An 18,441-nucleotide genomic window follows, 5' to 3' on the forward strand; every position below is an offset into this window, starting at 1 on the left:
CCTGTCATCGCGCGTCGCTCACTCGTCGAGGAGCGCACGCCGGGCCATGCCGGCGAGGATGCCGCCGGCCCGCTCACCGCTGGGGGCGGCGGAGTGCGGGGTCGAGTTCAACAGTCCGAAGGCGGCGAGCAACCGCGTCTCGCGCTCGGCGTCGTCGAGGTCGGGGCGGAGCGCCGCGAACGGCCGGTCCCACTCCTGGACGTACTCGCGCTGCAGCCTCCGCACCCGCTGATTCACCTCGGCGGGCAGGTTGGCGAGTTCGCGGTCCTGCACGCGGATGACGTCGGCGTCGCTCGTGGCGAAGTCGAGGTGGAACGCGATGAGCGCGTCGAACACCGCGCCCGGCTCGCCGCCGGCCGCCGTCAGCGCTCGCCCTCCCTCGAGCAGCCGTTCGCTCGCGTCGAGCAGCAGGTCGCACAGCAGCGCCTCCTTGCTCGCGAAGTGCCGGTACAGCGCGGGGCCGCTCATCCCGACGGCGTCGCCGAGGTCGGCGGTCGACACGGCGGCGAACCCGCGTTCGGCGAAGAGCCGCGCCGCCGAGGCCATCAGCTCCGCTCGCCGGTTCGCCTTCTGCGTCGCCCGCCAGGTGGTCATCGCGACAGCACCCGCCGCGCCTGTCGCAGCACCGGCTCGTCGATCATCCGCCCCCGGAACCGGAACACCCCGGGCTGCCGGGTCGCCTCGTCGAGCACGGCCTCGGCCCACTCGAGCTCCTCGGGCGTCGCCGAGTACGCTCGCCGGATCACCTCCACCTGGGACGGATGGATGCAGGCGGTCGCCGCGAATCCGGACGCCGCGGCATCCCTCGCCTCGTCCTCGAGACCGGCGGTGTCGGCGATGTCGAGGTGGACGGCGTCGATCGCGTCGATCCCGGCCGCGGCGGCCGCGACGAGCACGCGCGAGCGGGCATAGCGGGCGACGTCGCGGTAGCGGCCGTCGTCGAAGCGGCTCGAGCGACCGCCGATCCCGGCGACGAGGTCCTCGGCGCCCCACATGAGCCCGTCGACGAGCGGATGCCGCGCCAGCTCGCCCGCGTTCTCGACGCCCTGCGGCGTCTCGCACAGCGCCAGCACCCGGTACTCCTCGAGGGCGTCGATCTGGCCGGACTCCTCCGCCTTCGCGAGCATCAGCGTGGCGAACCGCGTGCCGCGGAGCGCCTCGAGGTCGCGTTCCAGCTCGGGGGTGGATGCCGGGTTCACCCGCACGATCACACGCCGGGGGTCGACGTCGGCCGCCACGAGCGCCTCGCGGGCGCCGGGTTTGCCCTCCGGCGCGACGGCGTCCTCGAGGTCGAGGATCACGGCGTCCGCGGCCGCGAGCGCCTTCGCATACCGCTCGGGGCGATCAGCCGGGCAGAACAGCAGCGCAGGTCCCAGGATCAAGGCAGCGACTCCGGCGACATCCGCATCAGCGTCGATCGACGCGCGGTCGCGACGACCTGGTCGTGCTGGTTGCGCATCGTGTGGACGAACTCGACGACGCCCTGTCCGGGGCGCGACCGCGACTCCCGCTTCGACGCGACGACGGTCTCGGCGTAGAGGGTGTCGCCGTGGCGGACGGGGGCCGGAAAGGTGACCTCCGAGAAGCCGAGGTTCGCGACGATCGTCCCCTGCGTGAGCTGGGCGACCGAGAGCCCGACGAGGGTCGACAGGGTGAACATGCTGTTCACGAGCCGCTCACCGAACTCGGTCTGCTCGGCCCACGCGGCATCCACGTGCAGGGACTGCGTGTTCATCGTGAGCGTCGTGAACAGCACGTTGTCGGCCTCGGTCACGGTGCGGCCGGGGCTGTGCACGTAGACCGTGCCCTGTTCGAGCTCATCGAAGTACAGCCCGCGCTGCACGATCCGGCGCGGCACGTTCTCGCTCATGCGACCTCCTCGGCCGTGGGGGTCACGACCGCGAGCGTCTGCCCGCGGCCCACGCTGTCACCCGTCGACACCCGCAGCGCCACCGTACCGGCGACCTCCGCCCGGACGACATGCTCCATCTTCATGGCCTCGACGACGACGACCGGGTCGCCGGCGGAGACCTCCGCGCCGTCCGCGACGGACGTCATCACCACCACCCCCGGCATGGGCGAGACGAGCTCGGGCACCGCCGAGGCGTCCGCGTCCCGGCGATGGTCGAGACGCGTGCGGCGCACCTCGAGGGCGCGACCACCCGTCGAGAGCCAGACGCCGTCACCCTCGACGACCGCGATGGCCGAGACGCTGCGATCCCCGATCCGCACCATCCACGGGTCGCCGATCCGACGGGCGGATGCCGGGACCACCGCGCCGTCGACGATCACCCCGTCGCCGACCAGCTCGACCACCTGCTCCTCGCCGCCGCATGCCAGCCCGTACCGTCGCGGCACGGGCGGGCCCAGACGCCAGCCGTCCGCGCGACGCCACGGATCGCCCGTGCGCGGCACCGCGGCATCCATCAGCAGCGCGGCCTCGACGAACACGCCCGCGTCGTCGGTCGCGGCGACGAGCCCGTCGAGCTCACGCGCGATGAGCCCGGTGTCCAGGTGACCAGCCGCGACCGCGGGCAGCTCGAGCAGCGCCCGCAGGAACGGGATGTTGGTCTCGAACCCCAGCACCGCGGTCTCGCCGAGCGCCGCGACGAGCCGGCGCCGCGCCTCGTCGCGGGTGGCGCCGGTCGCGATGACCTTCGCGAGCATGGGGTCGTAGTCGACCGAGACGTCGAGTCCGTCGGCGAGGGCGCTGTCGACCCGGATGCCGGGCCCCGCCGGATGCCGCACGGCCACGACGCGCCCGCCCGTCGGCAGGAAGCCGGCGGCCGGGTCCTCGGCGTAGACGCGCGCCTCGATGCTGTGGCCGGTGAGCACCACCTCGTCCTGCCCGAACCCGAGCGGCTCCCCCGCCGCGATCCGCAGCTGCGCCGCGACGAGGTCGACGCCGGTGACCTCCTCGGTCACGGGGTGCTCGACCTGCAGTCGGGTGTTCATCTCCATGAAGAAGAACTCGTCGGGGCGGTCCGCCGCGACGATGAACTCGACCGTCCCGGCGCCGCGGTAGTCGACGCTCCGCGCCGTCTCGCACGCCGCCTGCCCGATCCGGGCGCGGGTCGCCTCGTCGAGGAGCGGCGACGGGGCCTCCTCGATGACCTTCTGGTGCCGGCGCTGCAGCGAGCACTCCCGCTCGCCGAGGTGGACGACCGTGCCGTGCGCATCGGCGAGCACCTGCACCTCGATGTGCCGCGGGGTGTCGACGTACCGCTCGAGGAAGAGCGTGTCGTCGCCGAAGCTCGCCCCGGCCTCGCGGCGCGCGGCGGCGAGCGCGGCCGGGAGGTCCGCGGCATCCGTCACGACGTGCATGCCCTTGCCCCCGCCGCCTGCGGACGGCTTGATGAGCAGCGGATAGCCGACCTCCGGTGCCGCGGCGATCAGCTCGGCGTCGGTCATGCCGGCGCGGGCGACGCCGGGCACGGTGGGGACCCCGCGCGCCTCGACGGCGTGCTTCGCGGCGATCTTGTCGCCCATCGTGCGGATGGCGTCGGCGCTCGGTCCGATGAAGACGATGCCGGCCTCCTCGCACGCCGCGGCGAAGACGGTGTTCTCGGAGAGGAACCCGTAGCCGGGGTGGATCGCCTCCGCACCGGTGGCGCGGGCCGCGGCGATCACCGCGTCGATGTCGAGGTAGCTCAGCGCGGCGGGCGCGGGACCGAGACGCACGGCTTCGTCGGCGAGCGCGACGTGGCGGGCACCGGCATCCGCGTCGCTGTAGACGGCGACCGAGCGGATGCCGAGCTCTCGCAGCGTGCGGATGACGCGGCAGGCGATCTCGCCGCGGTTCGCGACCAGGACGGTGGAGAACATGCGCATCACATCCGGAAGACGCCGTAGCCCGGCGCGTCGTAGGGAGCTCGCAGGCAGACATCGAGCGCCAGCCCCAAGGCGTCGCGGGTCTCTTCGGGGGCGAGGATGCCGTCGTCCCACAGGCGCGCCGTCGAGTAGTACGGGCTCCCCTGCTCCTCGTACTGCGCACGAATGGGTGCCTGGAACGCCGCTTCGTCGTCCGCCGACCACTCCTCGCCGCGTGCCTCGATCTGCTCGCGGCGGACGGTCGAGAGGACGGATGCCGCCTGCGGACCGCCCATCACCGAGACCCGCGCCCCGGGCCACAGCCACAGGAAGCGCGGCGAGTACGCCCGTCCGCACATCGAGTACGTGCCGGCGCCGAAGGATCCGCCGACGACGACGGTGAGCTTGGGCACCGAGGCGCATGCCACGGCGTTCACCATCTTCGCGCCGTGCTTGGCGATGCCGGCCGACTCGTACTCGCGGCCGACCATGAAGCCGGTGATGTTCTGCAGGAAGACGAGCGGGATGCCGCGCTGATCGCACAGCTCGATGAAGTGCGCGCCCTTCAGCGCCGACTCGCCGAACAGGACGCCGTTGTTCGCGACGATGCCGACCCGGTGCCCGTGCAGGCGAGCGAAGCCGGTGACGAGCGTCTCGCCGTACTCCCGTTTGAACTCGTGCCAGCTGCCGCCGTCGATGATGCGGTCGACGATCGCGCGCGCGTCATACGGCGTCGTGAGTTCGACCGGGACGACGTCGACGAGGGTCGTCGGATCCGCCGCCGGTGCCGTCACGGGCTCGGGCTGCTCGCGGAGCGGCGCCGGAGCCGGCAGCGTCGCGACGATGTCGCGGACGATCTGCAGCGCGTGCTCGTCGTTCTCGGCGAGGTGATCGGTGACGCCCGAGACCTTGGTGTGCACGTCGCCGCCGCCGAGGTCCTCCGCCGAGACGACCTCGCCCGTCGCCGCCTTCACGAGCGGCGGGCCGCCGAGGAAGATCGTGCCCTGGTTCCGGACGATGACCGTCTCGTCGCTCATGGCCGGCACGTAGGCGCCGCCTGCGGTGGACGATCCCAGGACGGCCGCGATCTGCGGGATGCCGTCGCGCGACATCCGCGCCTGGTTGTAGAAGATGCGCCCGAAGTGGTCGCGGTCGGGGAAGACCTCGTCCTGCATCGGCAGGAACGCACCGCCCGAGTCGACGAGGTACACGCACGGCAGGCGATTCTCGGCGGCGATCTCCTGCGCGCGGAGGTGCTTCTTCACGGTGATCGGGTAGTAGGTGCCGCCCTTCACCGTGGCGTCGTTGGCGACGACCATGACGTGCCGGCCGTGGATCAGGCCGATGCCGGCGACGACCCCGCCGGCGGGGCAGTCGTCCTCGTACAGGTCGAGCCCGGCGAGCGCGCCGACCTCGAGGAAGGGACTGCCGACGTCGAGCAGGGTGTCGATGCGGTCGCGGGCGAGGAGCTTGCCGCGGGCGGTGTGCCGCTCGCGCGCCCGCTCGGGCCCGCCGCGCGCCGCCTCGGCGCGACGGCGCTCGAGCTCGGCGATCAGATCGGGATACGTCGTGGGGGCTGTCATCGTCGACGGCACCTCCGGGAGGATGCGATTCAGTTATCGAGTGATAACCGAAAGGCACGATATCACCGAGCGCACGCCGCGGGAAGGGCTCAGTCGTCGAGCGAGTCGACCCAGACCTGAGCGGCCTCGACGATCGTCGGCGGCGCGGCATCCACATCGACCTCGACGCCGATCTCGTCGTCGTCGAGGTCCTCGAGCGTCGCGATCTGCGAGGCGAGCAGGTTCGCCGGCATGAAGTGGTCCTTCCGGGCGGAGGCCCGCTGCTGCAGCAGCTCCCGTGAACCGGTCAGGTGGACGAAGACGGCGTCGGGGGCGTGACGACGGATGCGGTCGCGATACGCGCGCTTCAACGCCGAGCAGGCCATGACGAGACCGCCCGACGCAGCGCCCCGCTCGAGGCCCTGACCCACCAGGTCGAGCCAGGGCCAGCGGTCCTCGTCCGTGAGCGGCTCGCCGGCCCCCATCTTCGCGACGTTGGCGGCAGGGTGCAGATCGTCCGCGTCTGCCCAGCGGTATCCCAGCACCCGGGCGAGGCCCGCCGCGATCGTCGATTTGCCGGCGGCGGAGACCCCCATCACGACGATGGCGCGAGCGGGCGGGGGATCGGCGGGAGCGTCGGTCATGCCTCCATGATGGCCCGGAGCGACTCGAGATCGGCTTCGATGGCCGCCGCATCGTCGGCGAACTCCGCATCGCCGACCCCCTCCCGCCGGTAGAGCGTGAACACTACCTCGCTGCCCTCGTCGTTGCGGAGCACGCGGAGCGGATTGTGGACGACCACCCCGCCGGGGAGCGTCACGTCGTGGTCGAGCACCCCCGCCGCGACCGGCCCCACGAACGCGACCTCGATGTCGCCCATCGGCGACTCCGCCAGCCAACGGTCGTCGACCAGGCGGATCCCGCTGCTCAACCCGGCGGCCCACCTCGGCAGTTGGGCGGGATCACCGGCGAAGGCGACCACCTCGCGCGGCGAGCGTCGGATCGAGCGGGAGATGTGGAGTGCGGGCCAGGTCATGCCGGGAGGCTAGCGCGCAGCGGCGACACCCGCCTCGGGAGCGACCAGGATGGGTGCATGGCGAGTTCCCCCGATCCGGTCCTGCAGGCGATGGCGACGCGGCGTTCGCTCGCGAAGGTGGGCCCCGGAGCGCCGACCGACGACGAACTGCGCGAGTTGCTGGCCGCGGTCACGCCGGTCGCCGACCACAAGGCCCTCCGGCCGTGGCGGCTGCTCACCCTCCGCGGCGACGATCGGGTACGACTGGGCGAAGCGCTCGATGCCGCCGCCGGCACCGAGCGAGGCCCCGGAGAGCGCAACGGCAAGCCCTTCCGCGCCGACCTCCTGATCGCGATCGTCGCGAGCCCGAAGGCGCACCCGAGCGTGCCGGAGTGGGAGCAGCACGCGACCGCGGCGGGCGCCGCGCACCTGCTCGAGCTCGCGCTGTGGCGCGCCGGGTGGGGCGTCATGTGGCGAACCGGGCTGCTGGTGAACGCACCGGAGGTCCGCACGCTGCACGGTCTGCGCTCCGACGAGCTGCTCATGGGCTGGCTCTATGTCGGCAGCGTGGACGACGAGCTGCGAGCACGCATCGCCGAATCGCCGCGCAAGCCGCTCGACACCGCGCCCTTCCTCGCCGCGCTGCCGGGCTGACCTGCGCCGGCGCGACGCTCAGCCGCGCCGCAGCGTCGCCGCGGCCGGGCAGTCGAACGGGTCACGGGCGGCGAGGCCGACGCGGTTGAGGTAGTCGATCACGATCGCGTACGAGCGGCCGAGGCTCGTCTCCGTGTACGGGACGCCGAGCGTGCGGCAGTGCTCCCGCACGATCTCGCGCGCCTTCGCAAGGTGGGGGCGGGGCATGTTGGGGAAGAGGTGGTGCTCGACCTGGTAGTTGAGCCCGCCCATGAGCCACGTGGCCCACCAGCCGCCGCGGATGTTGCGGGAGGTGCGCACCTGCTTGCTGAAGAAGTCGAGCTTCGCGTCGGCGGCGATCACCGGCATCCCCTTGTGATTCGGTGCGAACGACGCCCCCATGTACACGCCGAATACCGCGAGCTGCACCCCGAGGAAGGCGAACGCCATCCCGAGCGGCAGGAGCAGGAACACCGGAACGAGGACGACGGCCAGACGCAGGGCGATCATGCCGATCTCGAGCCAGCGCGCCTTCACATCCTTCTCCGTGAAGAGGTACTTCAGTCCGAGGAAGTGGAGGTTCAGCCCTTCGAGGGTCAGCAGAGGGAAGAACAGCCAGCCCTGCCGCTTCGTGATCGCCCGGCGGAGCCCGCGAGCCGAGGCGGCGTCCGTCTCGATGAACGAGATGGTGTCGATCTCGATGTCGGGATCCTTGCCGACGCGGTTCGGGTTCGCGTGATGGCGTGTGTGCTTCCCCGTCCACCAGGCGTAGCTGATGCCGACGACACCGGCCGCGAGAATGCGGGCGAGCCGGTCGTTCCCCGGGCCCGAACTCAGCACCTGACGGTGCGCAGACTCATGCGCGAGGAAGGCGACCTGCGTGAAGATGATCCCGAGCGCGCCCGCGATGAGCAGCTGATACCAGGTGTCGCCGAGGAGGACGAAGCCGGTGACCGCACCGCCGAAGGCGACAGCGAGCGCGACGCCGACGATCAGGTAGAACCACGGTGTCCGGCCCAGGAGCCCGGTCTCGCGGACGATGCGCGAGACGTCGGTGAACGCCTTGGCCATCGGAGGGAACTGCGCTGTTCCCGCGTAGGTCTGACGGACGGGACCGAGACGTGATTCGGCGACGGATGAAGCGATGGGGGCACCTACTCGGGATCGGGTGTCCGCTGGGGCGGATGAAGAGCAACAGACGGATGCCGATCGCTGAGGGCTACGCTACGGCGTTCATCATGGCCGCGACGGTATGCGCCGACGATGCCCACGTGACTGCCAGTCACCGCACAGACTCGGACGCGTCAGCTCTCGCCGGATCGCGCCGACGCCGTCTCGGGGAAGTTCCGCACCGGGACGATGACGACGTCGTGCATCTTCCAGTCGAGGGCCCGACAATCGGCCTGCGCGCGCTCGATGTCCTCCAGCCGCGGCATCCGTCCCCGGCGGGGCCGGACGAACGCCTCGACATGGAAGAACTGGCCCTGATCCCTCGTCCGGGTGCGGACCTCGTCGACCCAGCGCAGGGAGGACAGATGATCGTGGATGCGATCGATGTCGGGATGCGGCTTCGCGTCGTCGAACGTCGTCGCGCGCGTGTCCATGAGGTCGGTGACCGCGCCCTTCGTGTTCTTGACGCCGTCCCACAGGATGCTGCCCGAGATGAAGATCGCGGCCGCGGCGTCCGCCCACCACAGCCCGAGACCGATGCCGCCGACACCCACGATGGAGCCGACCGCGGTCATCCAGTCGGCCTTGTTCATGTCCGCGTCGGCGTAGAGCACCTTGTTGTGCAGCCGGCGCGCCAAGCGCATCTTGACCCGTCCGAACCAGATCGGCAGCGGGATCGTGGCCGCCATGACGGCCATCATGAACCAGCCCAGCCACACGGACTGCCCGAACACCTCGACCGAGCCGATCGGCGGCCGCTCGCCGCGGATCAGGGTGAGCGCCGAGTCGACGAGGAGGAACGCGCCCATCGTGAACAGCGCCACCCCCGCGACCAGATGCGCGACGCCGACCGAGCGGAAGTATCCGTAGGGATAGCGCGGAGTGGCCGCGCGGGACATCACCCGTACCGCGACGAGGAACGCAACCGGCGGCGCGAGCGAGAGCATGTCCTCGATCCATGCCGCGCGCATCGCCTGCGAGCTGCCGGTCACGATGCCGACGACCGGGATGGCGACTGCGAGGAAGGCGATGGTCGCCCACTCCATCCGCACGGCGCTGCGAAGGGCTCGCCGCCCGTCGTCGTCGAGTCCGTCCCGGAGCGCGCTGCGGCCCCTCACTCCGCCTCCTCTCGGAGAAAGACCTCGAGCTCCATCAGGAGGCCGTTCTCACCGGCTCGGGTCAGCATGACGTGCTTCTCGACCTGCCCCGTCGGGCTCGGGGTCTCGAGATACACGTCGGTGACGGCTGCCTCGTCCTTCCACGGTGTCGAGTCGGTGAGCCCGCCCACGACGATGTCGAGACGTCCGGCGTGCAGCGCGTCGACGAGCACCTCCTCGGTGCTCTGACGCCATTCCACCTCGGCGCCGTGCCGGGCGGCGAATCGCTCGACGAGGGCGACCTCGGTGCCCGTCGGTCGCGCCTGCCCGAACGACGACCACGGCGGGTTGTGGGTCGCGCCTGCTCGGAGCACCCCGCTCGAGGCCACCCGCGAGAGCGTGTCATCGGTGTCGGCCGGCACGACCCCGCACCCCCCGAGAGCGAACAGGGCCACGAGGGATGCGGCCACCACCGCCCGCGCTCGACGCCCCATGACAGCCTCCTCGGCCGTCACCCTAGAGAGGGCGTCCCGACGCGTCCATCGGGGTTGACAGCGCCCCGGCCGGGCATCAGCCGACTCGCTGCTCCATGATGGGCGACGACGACGAGCGCCCGTTCACGTCGAGGTAGAGCTGACGTTCGGTCACCGAGACCGTGACGGTGTTGCGCCGTTCGAGACCGGATGCCGCGTCCTCCACGAAGTCGCGGTCGAAGCTGTACAGCGGGATGTCCGCCGCCCGGTGGATGGTCTTGCCCGACCATGCCTGCAGGAGACGGCCCGGCTCGCGCTGCGTGTAGACGGCGACGCGACCGGCGGCTCGGCTGCCCGCGTGCAGGCGCCCGGCATCCGGAGCACCCACCTCGATCCACGCCGTCAGCCGACCCGTGGCGTCGCGGACGAAGACCGCCGGCTCGTCCGTCGCGGCGACGCCCTCGCTCACGCCGATGCCCTCCTCGTACTCGAGCGCGTACGCGAGCACTCGAAGCAGCAGGTAGGACGCCGTCTCGGACGGATGCCGCGCCAGACGCAGCGACAGCTCGTCGTAGACGCCGCGGTCGACGTCGGCGAGGTGCACGGAGAACGTGTGCATCGTGGATCCGATGGCCATCCGACGAGCCTAGACGGGGTGACTCTCCAACCGCCGACAGGTCATAATGGTCATGGTCATCCGCCCGGCGAGACGAGACTTGGAGTCCCCGTATGCCGTTCCACAGCCAGGAGATGCTCGAGCAGTGGCTCGAGGAATTCGCTCAGCTGGGGTACTCGATCAGCCAGCGGGTCAAGGTCATCCCGCAGGACGGCACCGACGGCCTCGACACCGGGCTCATCGCGCTCAACCTCCTCGACTCGATGACCCTCACCTACATCCAGCCCGAGCCGCTCGGATCGGTCCACTGGGGGATCACGTTCGAAGCGCGCGAGGACGACCTCAAGCTGAACGCCGGACGCACGTTGGAGCTCGCTGGTGAGCTGACCATGGTGTCGGTGCTCTGCACGTTCCTGCAGACCAAGTCGATGGCCGAGGTCGACGCAGAGGCGGGCAGCGTCGCGCGCTGACCCGCCGACCCCGTCGCCGTGGAACTGTGCGACGATGCGGTCATGGACGATGACGTGCACGCCGAGCTGCGCGCGCTGCAGGCCCGAGCGTACGGTCCCCGCCCCGACATCGACGACGATCCGGGGGCGCGACAGCGGCTCGCAGAGCTCGAAGACGTCGCACGCCTGGGCCGCGCACCCGCCACCCGACCCCCGCACGCACCCGCACCGCTGCGCATGCCTCCGGCGGCTCCGTCCGAGCTCCCTCCCGTCCCGCCGATGCCGACGGCCGTCCTCGTGTCGGAACCGTCGCGGACGGTTGACGGGGACGCCGCTGCCGCGATCAATGGGAAGACCCGCGGCCTGCTGAGGGGCATCACCTGGGCGGGGTCGCTCGCCGTCGTCGCCACACTCGCCGTCGCGCTCACCGCGGCGTTCACGAGCCGCACCGCATGGACCGGGACCTCGATCTCCCCGGCGGCGGACGTCAGCCACGTCGCGACGCTCACGGTCGACGAGGGAGGGGAGCTCCCTGAGTACTTCGGCGGCTCCACCGACGACGCGACGGTCTACGAGGCGTTCTTCGGCCTCATCCCCATCAGCGCGGCGCTCGAGGGCGCGGACACGGAGCAGCTGTGCATGCAGGTGATCGACGAGCGGGCCTACCAGACGGGCGCGGAGGGATCGGCGACCTCCACCTGGTACTACGGATGCGGCTTCGCGCCCTTCTCGACCAACGTCTCGCTGCCGGTGACCCCCGACGCCCCGGCCGCGCTGCGCGAGCGATTCCCCGACGGCACGAAGCTGCAGTTCGTAATCGACGGCGACGTGGTCGACGTCTTCGCCTCGGACCCGCCGGTTGCGGAAGCCGCTCGCTGACCGCTCAGGGCGCAGCGTCCGCAGCGATGCGGTCGGCGATCGACGGCGCGACCGGTCGCAGGCGCGGGATCCAGCAGCGCACCCCGGCACGATAGCTGCGGAACTGCGCTCCGAACCGGTTCTCAAGATCCGCCTCCTCCTGCGGACGGATCAGCGCATTCCAGACCACCGACCCGCACACGGCGTAGAGCACGACGAGCCATGACGACAGCATGAGCCCGACGGCGACCCCCTGCGCGATCCCCGCGACGGCCATCGGATTGCGGACGAATCGGTAGGGTCCGCGGACGACGAGCCTGCGCGCGGTCGCCATCGGCAGCGGTGTGCCGTCGCCGAGCGACGACATCGAGACCGCCGCCCAGAGACCCAGCGCACTGGCGGCGACGAAGAGCGCGACCCCGGAGAGGGGGACGGCGCCCGGAACGGGGGCCGACAGCATCCAACGCCCCTCGAACCACGCGACGATCAACGGGACGACACCCAGACCGAGCCCCCAGAAGACGACGATCTGCAGGCCCGTCGCGGCGAGGTGAGCGCGGGGTCGTGACCCGGGCCGTGCGGGCCGGGTCCGGAACGGGCCGCGCATGACCCATTCGATCGGCAGTCTGCCGTGGACGAGGAGCAGTGACGCGACGAAGGATGCCGCGCTCGCCGCCGCCATGAGGACGACACCCCAGCCCGCGCGACCGGTGACGGTCGCGTAGAGCGCGAGTGCGAGGGCGACCAGCGTCGCCCATCCGGTCGTCGCCCAGGCCGCTCCTCGGAGACCGGCCGCCGCGACAGCCGATCCGCCGACGAACAGCGGGATGTCGGCGATCGCGACCGGGACAGGGTCCAGCCCGCCCAGCGTCGCCTCGCGGACCGGGGGGACGAGCGCCACCGCGGACCACCACACCATCCCGGCGACAGCCTGCAGGAGGAAATAGAGGCGACCGGCACTTCGCGTCATCCACCCCATGGCCGCATGCTACCGACGCGACGAACCCAGCCGGATCACGCCCGGCCGGGTTCTGTCGTCTGCGATCAGGCCGTCTGGTAGGTCAGGCAGTCGGCCGACTCGGCACCCGGGCCGACGCGCACGGCCGACGCGGTGCACTCGAGTGAGGAATTGAAGACGCACTCGGACCGCTGGCACGCGCCGACGTGACTGACGATCTTGTCGAGTCCGCCTTTGGTCCCGAGCGGGATGAAGGTGGCGCACTCGGCGTCGCCGGGGGCACCGCCGATCGTGACGGCCGCGGCGTGGCAGTGGGAGTGGTCGTTGTACGAGCAGCCGTGCGCGGCGCACTCGGAGACGCGGGGCAGGTCATCGAGGGTCATGCTCATGAGAGGTCTCCTTCGCAGTGGTAGGGGCGACGATACGCCCGCACCCCGCGGGATTGGACAGCCTAAGTCGCGTTTTTTTCTCCCAGGTCAGGCAGGCAATGAATGTTAGGTGAGCCTGGCCTGGGGTGGGTCGCGGGGGTCGTGCGGAATACCACACTCGGCGCGTTTTCCACAGATGCATCCCCTCGGCGTGTCACCGGTGATACATTCCGAGGGTTCTGCCGACGAGGGACGGCGGGGCCCTGCAGCGCCTGTGCGGAGCAGGTGCGGCGCACTGCCGCGACGTGAATGCGGGTGGCGGCCGACTCGCCGCCCCGGCTCACGTGCTGCTGATCGACGTCGACCGGCAGCGTGGGGGAAAGGGGTGAGCGGCATGGTCGAATCGACCACGACGGACGGGATCGACTCCGGGCCCGGCATCTGGCCCGCGCTCGCCCTGGCGCAGGTCCGCGACGCGCTCCGCGCCGACACCGCGCCCCGCGTCGTCATCGTCGGCCCGGCGGGGTCGGACAAGTCCCCGCTGGCCCGAGCGATCAGCGAGCATCGGGCAGTGCCCGCCGACCGCGCCCGTGATGGCGTCGCTGATCCGACGCTGCTTGTGGACGACGGACACCTGCTGTCCGACGCGGACATCGAGGCCCTGCATCGCCACCTCGACGGGGATGGCGCCGGCCTCGTCCTCGCCTGCCGTCCATGGCCGAGGTCCGCAGCGCTCACCACCCTCATCCGTCGCATCGAGCAGACGGGACCGGCGATCGCGCTCGGCCAGGTGGACGCGCGGGACGTGGAACGGTCCCTCCGGCGAGACGGACGGATGATCGCGGCATCCTGTCTGCAAGAACTGGTCGACTTGAGCGGCTCGGTGACCTGGCTGGTCCGGCAGGCCGTCGCCGCCCACGGCGACGATCCATGTCTCGACCCTGCTCACGAGCGGGTCGTCCGCGCCGTCGGGGAGTCGGTCGCGCTCCGCCTCGACACGATCGATCCCGCCGCCGCGGATGCCGTGCGTCGAGCAAGCCTCAGCGGTGGGAGCGATCTGCCCGCCGCGGTCGACGCGGCCGCAGGTGATGCGCTCGCCGCAGGTCACGCCGAGGGGCTCCTCCTACGAGGCGGGCACGCCGTGCCGATCGTCCGGGCGACGGTGCGACGGATGACTCCCATCGCGGAGGTCATCTCCCTCCTCGAGCAGTCCCCCGGCACACCGTTCGACGCCACCCTCATGGAGGGCCTGGGGAAGCTCCACGATCCTCGGGTGGCCCGCTCGCTGCTCCTGCACGCCGACGAGATGGCCGGATTGGACTCGGAACGCGCGCTGGAGCTCTACGACGCCGCGCTCGCGTCGGGGGCCTCCCCCGTGACGGTCGCCATCCGCAAGGCGCGGATCGCGTGGAGCAGAGGAGACGTCGACGAGGTCGCCGCGCTCATCGACGCCGTGGCCCTGGACGCCCACGAGTCCGAGCGGGCCGAGGCGATACGCCTGCTCGGTGCGACGTGGGCTGCGCGGGGCTTCCTCCGAGCGGCGGCGGCGACCTACCGGGCGCAGCCGTTGTCCGATGCGCTCATCCGCGCACACGGCGCGGTTGCCGCCTTCGGCGTCGGGGATGCCGGGCCACTGCGCCAGGAGGTCCGCGAGGAGAACGAGACACGGAACGGCTTCCCGACCACGATACGCGTCGCTCATTCCATCCTCCTCCGCGGGCTGGCGACCTCGATCTCGACGCCGCCGACCGGAGCGCTCGACGACCTGCTCCGCGCCAGTGAGACCTACGGCGAGTCCGGGGTTCACGGCGCCACGCCGGAGCTGCCCGCCGTCCTGGCCGCGATCGCCGCTGTGAACGCAGGTGAGCTCGACACCGCCGCGACCGTGCTGAGCGATGCGCTCATGGCTGAGCACGGGGGGCCCTGGGCACGCGCTCGCCTCCTGCTGTGGTCGGCCTGGGTCGCTGTGCACCGGCAGCATCCCGAGGAGTCCGCGGCGCGCCTGGCCGACGTCGACTCGTCCGTCCTCCCGCTGAGCGGGCGCGAGGTGCTGCTCCGCAACGCCGTGATGCTCGCGCACGTGCGCCGGTACGGTTCGCCGGCCGAGCTGCACTCGCTGTGGGATCGGGTGCGCGACGACATCCGTCACATCGAAATCGACCTGTTCGCTGCGCACCCGGTGTGCGAGTTCGTCGTGACATCCGCGCTCTTCGACGACGGCGAGCGCACCGCCGCCGCCTTCGACGGCATCGTCGGCATCCTCGCCGAGCTCGGCGACCCACCGCTCTGGTCGGCGCACGTGCTCTGGAGCGCCCATCAGCGAGCGGTGATCGCGGGCGACGCGAACGGCCAGGCGCAGATCGCGAAAGCCCTCACGGATGCCGCTCGTCACAGCCGCGTCGCCGCGACCATGGCGGCGGCGACCGCGGAATGGGCCCACAGCCGCGTCGACGACGGCGACGTGGATCGCATCGAGCGGGCGGCGTCACGCTTGGCAGCGGCGGGACTCGGCTGGGACGGCGCCCGCCTCGCACTCACGCTGTCGGAGCGGACCCGCGATCGCCGCGCGGCCTCGAGACTGGGGGCGTTCGCCCGCCAGCTGCATGCGAGCGCGGGGCCGACGATGGGCGGCAGCGCCTCGTCACTGGCCGACAACGGCCTCCTCAGCGCTCGCGAGCGCGAAGTCGCGACGCTGGTCCTCAGCGGCATGACCTATGCCGAGATCGGCGAGAGCATCTTCATCTCGCCTCGAACCGCCGAGCACCACATGGCCCGGATCCGGCGGCGCCTGGGCGCGACGTCCCGGACGGACCTGATCGCGAAGCTCCAGACCATCGTCGGCACCGACGACGGCGGCAGCGAGGAGCCCGGGGACCGCTAGACGAAAGAACGGACCCCCTCGAGCCGAACAGTGGGGACTGGGGCGGGAGAGGGTCCGCGTAACCATCCGGACCACCAGAAGAGACGCAAGTTTGGGGACAGTGCGTGTCGGGACCGCTTGGGGAACGGCCTGGTGGTCGTCGAGGACGGCACCCTCATGCTAACGGAAGACGGGCTTTTCCCAACAGGCGACGTGCCGGATTGCTGACGGTCACACCGCCGGACACGAAAGGCGACCGGCTCCCACCTCCACCGGTGTCAGCAGCGGAGTGTGCAGGAGCATCGGTTCGCCGTCGCCGGTCACCGTCGGGCCGGCGATGAAACGGAAGATCAGTGTTCGCGCCGCGCCGGGAGGGAGATCCACGCGTCGTGTGACGGCGTGCCGGCCGAACTCCGACGCGTCAGCGGACGCGACGGCCGCGCCGTCGAGTGTGAGACCGCCGACGAACCACCCCGGCGGTGCGACGACTGTCAGGGTCGGCGCGATGTACCCCTTCGTCGTGCCGAAGATGCCGCCTCCGGTCACGCTGATCGGAAGCGATTCCGCCTCCTGCGCCGTCAAGGCGCTGCTCAGGTCCACCTCCACCTCCACTTCGCGCAGACCGTCCGGACGGCAGACGCCGTCCCTGGTCTGCATCCCGATGCCGAGGTACGGAGTCAGCTTGCCGCCTGTGGCGTCGTTCACCCACACGCCGAACGCATCCGGACCCGCCGCCTCCAGCCGCGCGAGCGGTCCTGCCAGCGGCGTCGATTCGATCACGGCCTGCTCGCTCTCGTGCCTGCTCCACATCGAGACCCGACCCTCGCCGACGACTCCGGAGAGCGCGGCGAACGCCGACACCGGACGCGCGCGCTCGGTGATCGCACGGAAGACCGCGGATGCCGCATCCGCGAACCATCTGCTCTGCACATCGGAGGACATCGAGACGTACGGGTCGACGAGCAGCCTGTCGACGACGTTCGCCTGATCCAGCGGGCCCGCGGCCGTGTCGACCGGCCCGATCGCGCCGAGGAGCGCCGACAGCACGAGCGGGTCGACGGACAGCACGACGTCCGGGGCGGCGCCGCCGGACGAGGTCCACCACGCCGATGCGAGACGCGCAGTGAGGGAGAAGTCCGCCGTCATCGACGCGTTCTGCACGAAGCGCCCGATCCCGTCGCCCAGCGCACGCTCCTCGCCCGCGTGCAATGCCAGCAGAGGCCGGGACACGGGCTCGAACGCGGTCGAGTCGCGTTGCGCGACCAGGCGCAGCACCCCGTCGCGTGCGACCAGCTCGAGGAACGTTCCCGTGATCCCCCCACCGGTGCGCAGTTCGGCCGGGTTCTGCACGACGACCAGGATCGATCGGTCCCCACCCGCACCCAGGGTGGGCGGCAGCAGCTCAGCCGCCTGGGCCGCCCCGTCGGTCACCGCCGCGAGCGCATCGACGGCCGCCGACACGCGATCGACGCCATCTGCCAGCTGCGGGATCAGACTCGAACGATCCACGCCCGCGAGCTCGGCCGCGACGTGACGGCGCTCCTCGGCGGCGGCGCGCAGCCGAGGAGCGTGCGCCTCGAGGATCCCGACGCTCGCTGACGTGTCCGCGTCGGCCAGCGCATCGATCGCGTCCCACAGCGGAGGGGCGACGCGGTCGCCGAGATCGACGAGCGACGAGGCCGCCACCCGGGCGGCGTGGAGATTGGGTCCGATCAGCGGGACCGTCTCGGCGACAGCCCAGACCGGATCGCCCGAGGGTACGGAGCCCCGCAGGTCGGCCGCGATGCGCGTCGCCGCATCCTCGGCGCCGACCAGATCTCCGCTGGTCGCGGACTGCAGGGCTGCCGAGGCCTGTGCCTGCGCGTCGCCGAGTCCTCGCTGCAACCCGGCTGCCGTGACGCCGACGTGGACGACGGCCGCGCCGGTGCCGACGAGGATCAGAGCGCCGGCGACCAGGAGCAGTCGTCGGCGCCGGCTCACGACAGCGCCCTGCGGCGACGACGGACGACGAGGACCCCTCCGACCAGCAGCGACGCCGCTCCCGCCACCCCGACGGCGATCGGGAGCTGACCACCGGTGGCGGCGAGCCCGCCCCCGGGTGTCTCGCCCGACGATGCGACCCCGAAGGGGGTCATGCACTCGTCGGAGAAAGGCGGGTACGCGAGCGGGACGTCGAGGGATCGGTCGCCCACGCGCAGTTGTGCGCGGATGTCCCCCGTGGTCCATGCGGCGGCGTCGTCGCGCGGTTCCCACGAGCTGCCGGCGAGCCTCCACCCCGGCAGCGCTGTGACGGCGCCGTCGGCAGCGACCTCGACACCGGGCCACAGCACGCTCCCCTCGCCGTTGCCGGACGCGTCGAGCGGCAGCGGGATGTCGAGGCGGGATGAGCCGTCGATGAGCACCAGGTGCGCGGTGTCGGCACCCGGTGGGGCGGCGTCGTCTGCGCCTACGTGGACGATCGAGTACTGGATGCGCGGAGCGAGATCCACGCAAACCGCAGCGACGCTCGACCCACCGAGCCCAGGTTCTCGCGGCGTGTCGGGGAGGTAATCCCCGTCATCCGCCAACGCCG

The 18,441-nt window shown here is 71.5% G+C and carries 19 protein-coding genes; 4 read left to right on the forward strand and 15 right to left on the reverse strand.

Annotation, left to right across the window (positions count from 1 at the left end):
* Positions 1-18 precede the first annotated feature (18 nt).
* The 7 genes from KZX17_RS02525 to KZX17_RS02555 form a co-directional block, all read right to left on the reverse strand.
* Positions 19-594, reverse strand: coding sequence for a TetR/AcrR family transcriptional regulator (locus tag KZX17_RS02525; RefSeq protein ID WP_248170916.1), 576 nt, complete (start codon positions 592-594; stop codon positions 19-21).
* On the reverse strand, positions 591-1,382 hold the full coding sequence (locus KZX17_RS02530; protein WP_248170914.1) for a CoA ester lyase: 792 nt from the start codon (positions 1,380-1,382) through the stop codon (positions 591-593). Before KZX17_RS02530 ends, KZX17_RS02525 begins: the two co-directional genes overlap by 4 nt.
* On the reverse strand, positions 1,379-1,870 hold the full coding sequence (locus KZX17_RS02535) for a MaoC family dehydratase (protein WP_248170912.1): 492 nt from the start codon (positions 1,868-1,870) through the stop codon (positions 1,379-1,381). Before KZX17_RS02535 ends, KZX17_RS02530 begins: the two co-directional genes overlap by 4 nt.
* Positions 1,867-3,831, reverse strand: coding sequence for an acetyl-CoA carboxylase biotin carboxylase subunit (locus KZX17_RS02540; RefSeq protein WP_248170911.1), 1,965 nt, complete (start codon positions 3,829-3,831; stop codon positions 1,867-1,869). The genes KZX17_RS02535 and KZX17_RS02540 overlap by 4 nt, the downstream gene beginning before the upstream one ends.
* A complete protein-coding gene (locus KZX17_RS02545; RefSeq protein WP_248170910.1) occupies positions 3,831-5,393 on the reverse strand; it encodes a carboxyl transferase domain-containing protein in 1,563 nt (520 codons plus the stop codon). Before KZX17_RS02545 ends, KZX17_RS02540 begins: the two co-directional genes overlap by 1 nt.
* A gap of 89 nt (positions 5,394-5,482) precedes the next feature.
* Positions 5,483-6,016, reverse strand: coding sequence for a gluconokinase (locus tag KZX17_RS02550; RefSeq protein ID WP_248170909.1), 534 nt, complete (start codon positions 6,014-6,016; stop codon positions 5,483-5,485).
* The gene (locus tag KZX17_RS02555) at positions 6,013-6,408 is read right to left on the reverse strand and encodes an SRPBCC family protein (protein ID WP_248170908.1); all 396 of its coding nucleotides are present in this window, start codon (positions 6,406-6,408) and stop codon (positions 6,013-6,015) included. Before KZX17_RS02555 ends, KZX17_RS02550 begins: the two co-directional genes overlap by 4 nt.
* 57 nt (positions 6,409-6,465) lie before the next feature.
* On the opposite strand from KZX17_RS02555, the gene KZX17_RS02560 reads away from it, so the two are divergent.
* Entirely contained in the window at positions 6,466-7,041 is a 576-nt protein-coding gene (locus tag KZX17_RS02560) for a nitroreductase family protein (protein ID WP_248170907.1), read from the forward strand.
* Positions 7,042-7,059: 18 nt separating this feature from the next.
* On the opposite strand, the gene KZX17_RS02565 is transcribed toward KZX17_RS02560, so the two are convergent.
* The 4 genes from KZX17_RS02565 to KZX17_RS02580 all read right to left on the reverse strand — a co-directional run bounded on the left by KZX17_RS02565 (position 7,060) and on the right by KZX17_RS02580 (position 10,397).
* The gene (locus KZX17_RS02565) at positions 7,060-8,091 is read right to left on the reverse strand and encodes an acyl-CoA desaturase (RefSeq protein WP_282443378.1); all 1,032 of its coding nucleotides are present in this window, start codon (positions 8,089-8,091) and stop codon (positions 7,060-7,062) included.
* A gap of 233 nt (positions 8,092-8,324) precedes the next feature.
* Complete coding sequence (locus tag KZX17_RS02570) at positions 8,325-9,308, reverse strand: cation diffusion facilitator family transporter (RefSeq protein ID WP_248170906.1); 984 nt, start codon at positions 9,306-9,308, stop codon at positions 8,325-8,327.
* Entirely contained in the window at positions 9,305-9,781 is a 477-nt protein-coding gene (locus KZX17_RS02575; RefSeq protein WP_248170905.1) for an ABC transporter substrate-binding protein, read from the reverse strand. The genes KZX17_RS02570 and KZX17_RS02575 overlap by 4 nt, the downstream gene beginning before the upstream one ends.
* 76 nt (positions 9,782-9,857) lie before the next feature.
* Positions 9,858-10,397: a YaeQ family protein gene (locus tag KZX17_RS02580; protein WP_248170904.1), complete on the reverse strand. Its 540-nt coding sequence runs from the start codon at positions 10,395-10,397 to the stop codon at positions 9,858-9,860.
* Positions 10,398-10,489: 92 nt separating this feature from the next.
* On the opposite strand from KZX17_RS02580, the gene KZX17_RS02585 reads away from it, so the two are divergent.
* Positions 10,490-10,846: a hypothetical protein gene (locus tag KZX17_RS02585; protein ID WP_248170903.1), complete on the forward strand. Its 357-nt coding sequence runs from the start codon at positions 10,490-10,492 to the stop codon at positions 10,844-10,846.
* A 42-nt stretch (positions 10,847-10,888) separates the two neighbouring features.
* Positions 10,889-11,704: a hypothetical protein gene (locus KZX17_RS02590; protein WP_248170902.1), complete on the forward strand. Its 816-nt coding sequence runs from the start codon at positions 10,889-10,891 to the stop codon at positions 11,702-11,704.
* 4 nt (positions 11,705-11,708) lie between these two features.
* On the opposite strand, the gene KZX17_RS02595 is transcribed toward KZX17_RS02590, so the two are convergent.
* Both KZX17_RS02595 and KZX17_RS02600 read right to left on the reverse strand, forming a co-directional pair.
* A complete protein-coding gene (locus KZX17_RS02595) occupies positions 11,709-12,662 on the reverse strand; it encodes an isoprenylcysteine carboxylmethyltransferase family protein (RefSeq protein ID WP_248170901.1) in 954 nt (317 codons plus the stop codon).
* Between the two features lie 65 nt (positions 12,663-12,727).
* Complete coding sequence (locus KZX17_RS02600; protein WP_248170900.1) at positions 12,728-13,030, reverse strand: DUF1540 domain-containing protein; 303 nt, start codon at positions 13,028-13,030, stop codon at positions 12,728-12,730.
* Between the two features lie 373 nt (positions 13,031-13,403).
* Here KZX17_RS02600 and KZX17_RS02605 point away from each other — a divergent pair, with 373 nt between their 5' ends.
* The gene (locus KZX17_RS02605) at positions 13,404-15,890 is read left to right on the forward strand and encodes a helix-turn-helix transcriptional regulator (RefSeq protein ID WP_248170899.1); all 2,487 of its coding nucleotides are present in this window, start codon (positions 13,404-13,406) and stop codon (positions 15,888-15,890) included.
* 210 nt (positions 15,891-16,100) lie between these two features.
* Here KZX17_RS02605 and KZX17_RS02610 read toward each other — a convergent pair whose 3' ends face one another.
* Positions 16,101-17,849, reverse strand: a complete 1,749-nt coding sequence (locus KZX17_RS02610; protein ID WP_248170898.1) for a DUF4012 domain-containing protein — start codon at positions 17,847-17,849, stop codon at positions 16,101-16,103.
* Complete coding sequence (locus KZX17_RS15155) at positions 17,846-18,358, reverse strand: LPXTG cell wall anchor domain-containing protein (RefSeq protein ID WP_248170897.1); 513 nt, start codon at positions 18,356-18,358, stop codon at positions 17,846-17,848. Before KZX17_RS15155 ends, KZX17_RS02610 begins: the two co-directional genes overlap by 4 nt.
* Between the last annotated feature and the right edge of the window lie 83 nt (positions 18,359-18,441).

This window comes from Microbacterium sp. EYE_78, from assembly GCF_023149035.1.
Lineage (GTDB): Bacteria > Actinomycetota > Actinomycetes > Actinomycetales > Microbacteriaceae > Microbacterium.

Bases quoted from the DNA above. Each gene is read 5' to 3' on its own strand.
- KZX17_RS02555 (WP_248170908.1), bottom strand. From the start codon at position 6,408: ATGACCTGGCCCGCACTCCACATCTCCCGCTCGATCCGACGCTCGCCG.
- KZX17_RS02525 (WP_248170916.1), bottom strand. From the start codon at position 594: ATGACCACCTGGCGGGCGACGCAGAAGGCGAACCGGCGAGCGGAGCTG.
- KZX17_RS02600 (WP_248170900.1), bottom strand. From the start codon at position 13,030: ATGAGCATGACCCTCGATGACCTGCCCCGCGTCTCCGAGTGCGCCGCG.
- KZX17_RS02565 (WP_282443378.1), bottom strand. From the start codon at position 8,091: ATGGCCAAGGCGTTCACCGACGTCTCGCGCATCGTCCGCGAGACCGGG.
- KZX17_RS02580 (WP_248170904.1), bottom strand. From the start codon at position 10,397: ATGGCCATCGGATCCACGATGCACACGTTCTCCGTGCACCTCGCCGAC.
- KZX17_RS02605 (WP_248170899.1), top strand. From the start codon at position 13,404: ATGGTCGAATCGACCACGACGGACGGGATCGACTCCGGGCCCGGCATC.
- KZX17_RS02590 (WP_248170902.1), top strand. From the start codon at position 10,889: ATGGACGATGACGTGCACGCCGAGCTGCGCGCGCTGCAGGCCCGAGCG.
- KZX17_RS02535 (WP_248170912.1), bottom strand. From the start codon at position 1,870: ATGAGCGAGAACGTGCCGCGCCGGATCGTGCAGCGCGGGCTGTACTTC.
- KZX17_RS02585 (WP_248170903.1), top strand. From the start codon at position 10,490: ATGCCGTTCCACAGCCAGGAGATGCTCGAGCAGTGGCTCGAGGAATTC.
- KZX17_RS02575 (WP_248170905.1), bottom strand. From the start codon at position 9,781: ATGGGGCGTCGAGCGCGGGCGGTGGTGGCCGCATCCCTCGTGGCCCTG.
- KZX17_RS02545 (WP_248170910.1), bottom strand. From the start codon at position 5,393: ATGACAGCCCCCACGACGTATCCCGATCTGATCGCCGAGCTCGAGCGC.
- KZX17_RS02595 (WP_248170901.1), bottom strand. From the start codon at position 12,662: ATGGGGTGGATGACGCGAAGTGCCGGTCGCCTCTATTTCCTCCTGCAG.
- KZX17_RS02540 (WP_248170911.1), bottom strand. From the start codon at position 3,831: ATGCGCATGTTCTCCACCGTCCTGGTCGCGAACCGCGGCGAGATCGCC.
- KZX17_RS02560 (WP_248170907.1), top strand. From the start codon at position 6,466: ATGGCGAGTTCCCCCGATCCGGTCCTGCAGGCGATGGCGACGCGGCGT.
- KZX17_RS02550 (WP_248170909.1), bottom strand. From the start codon at position 6,016: ATGACCGACGCTCCCGCCGATCCCCCGCCCGCTCGCGCCATCGTCGTG.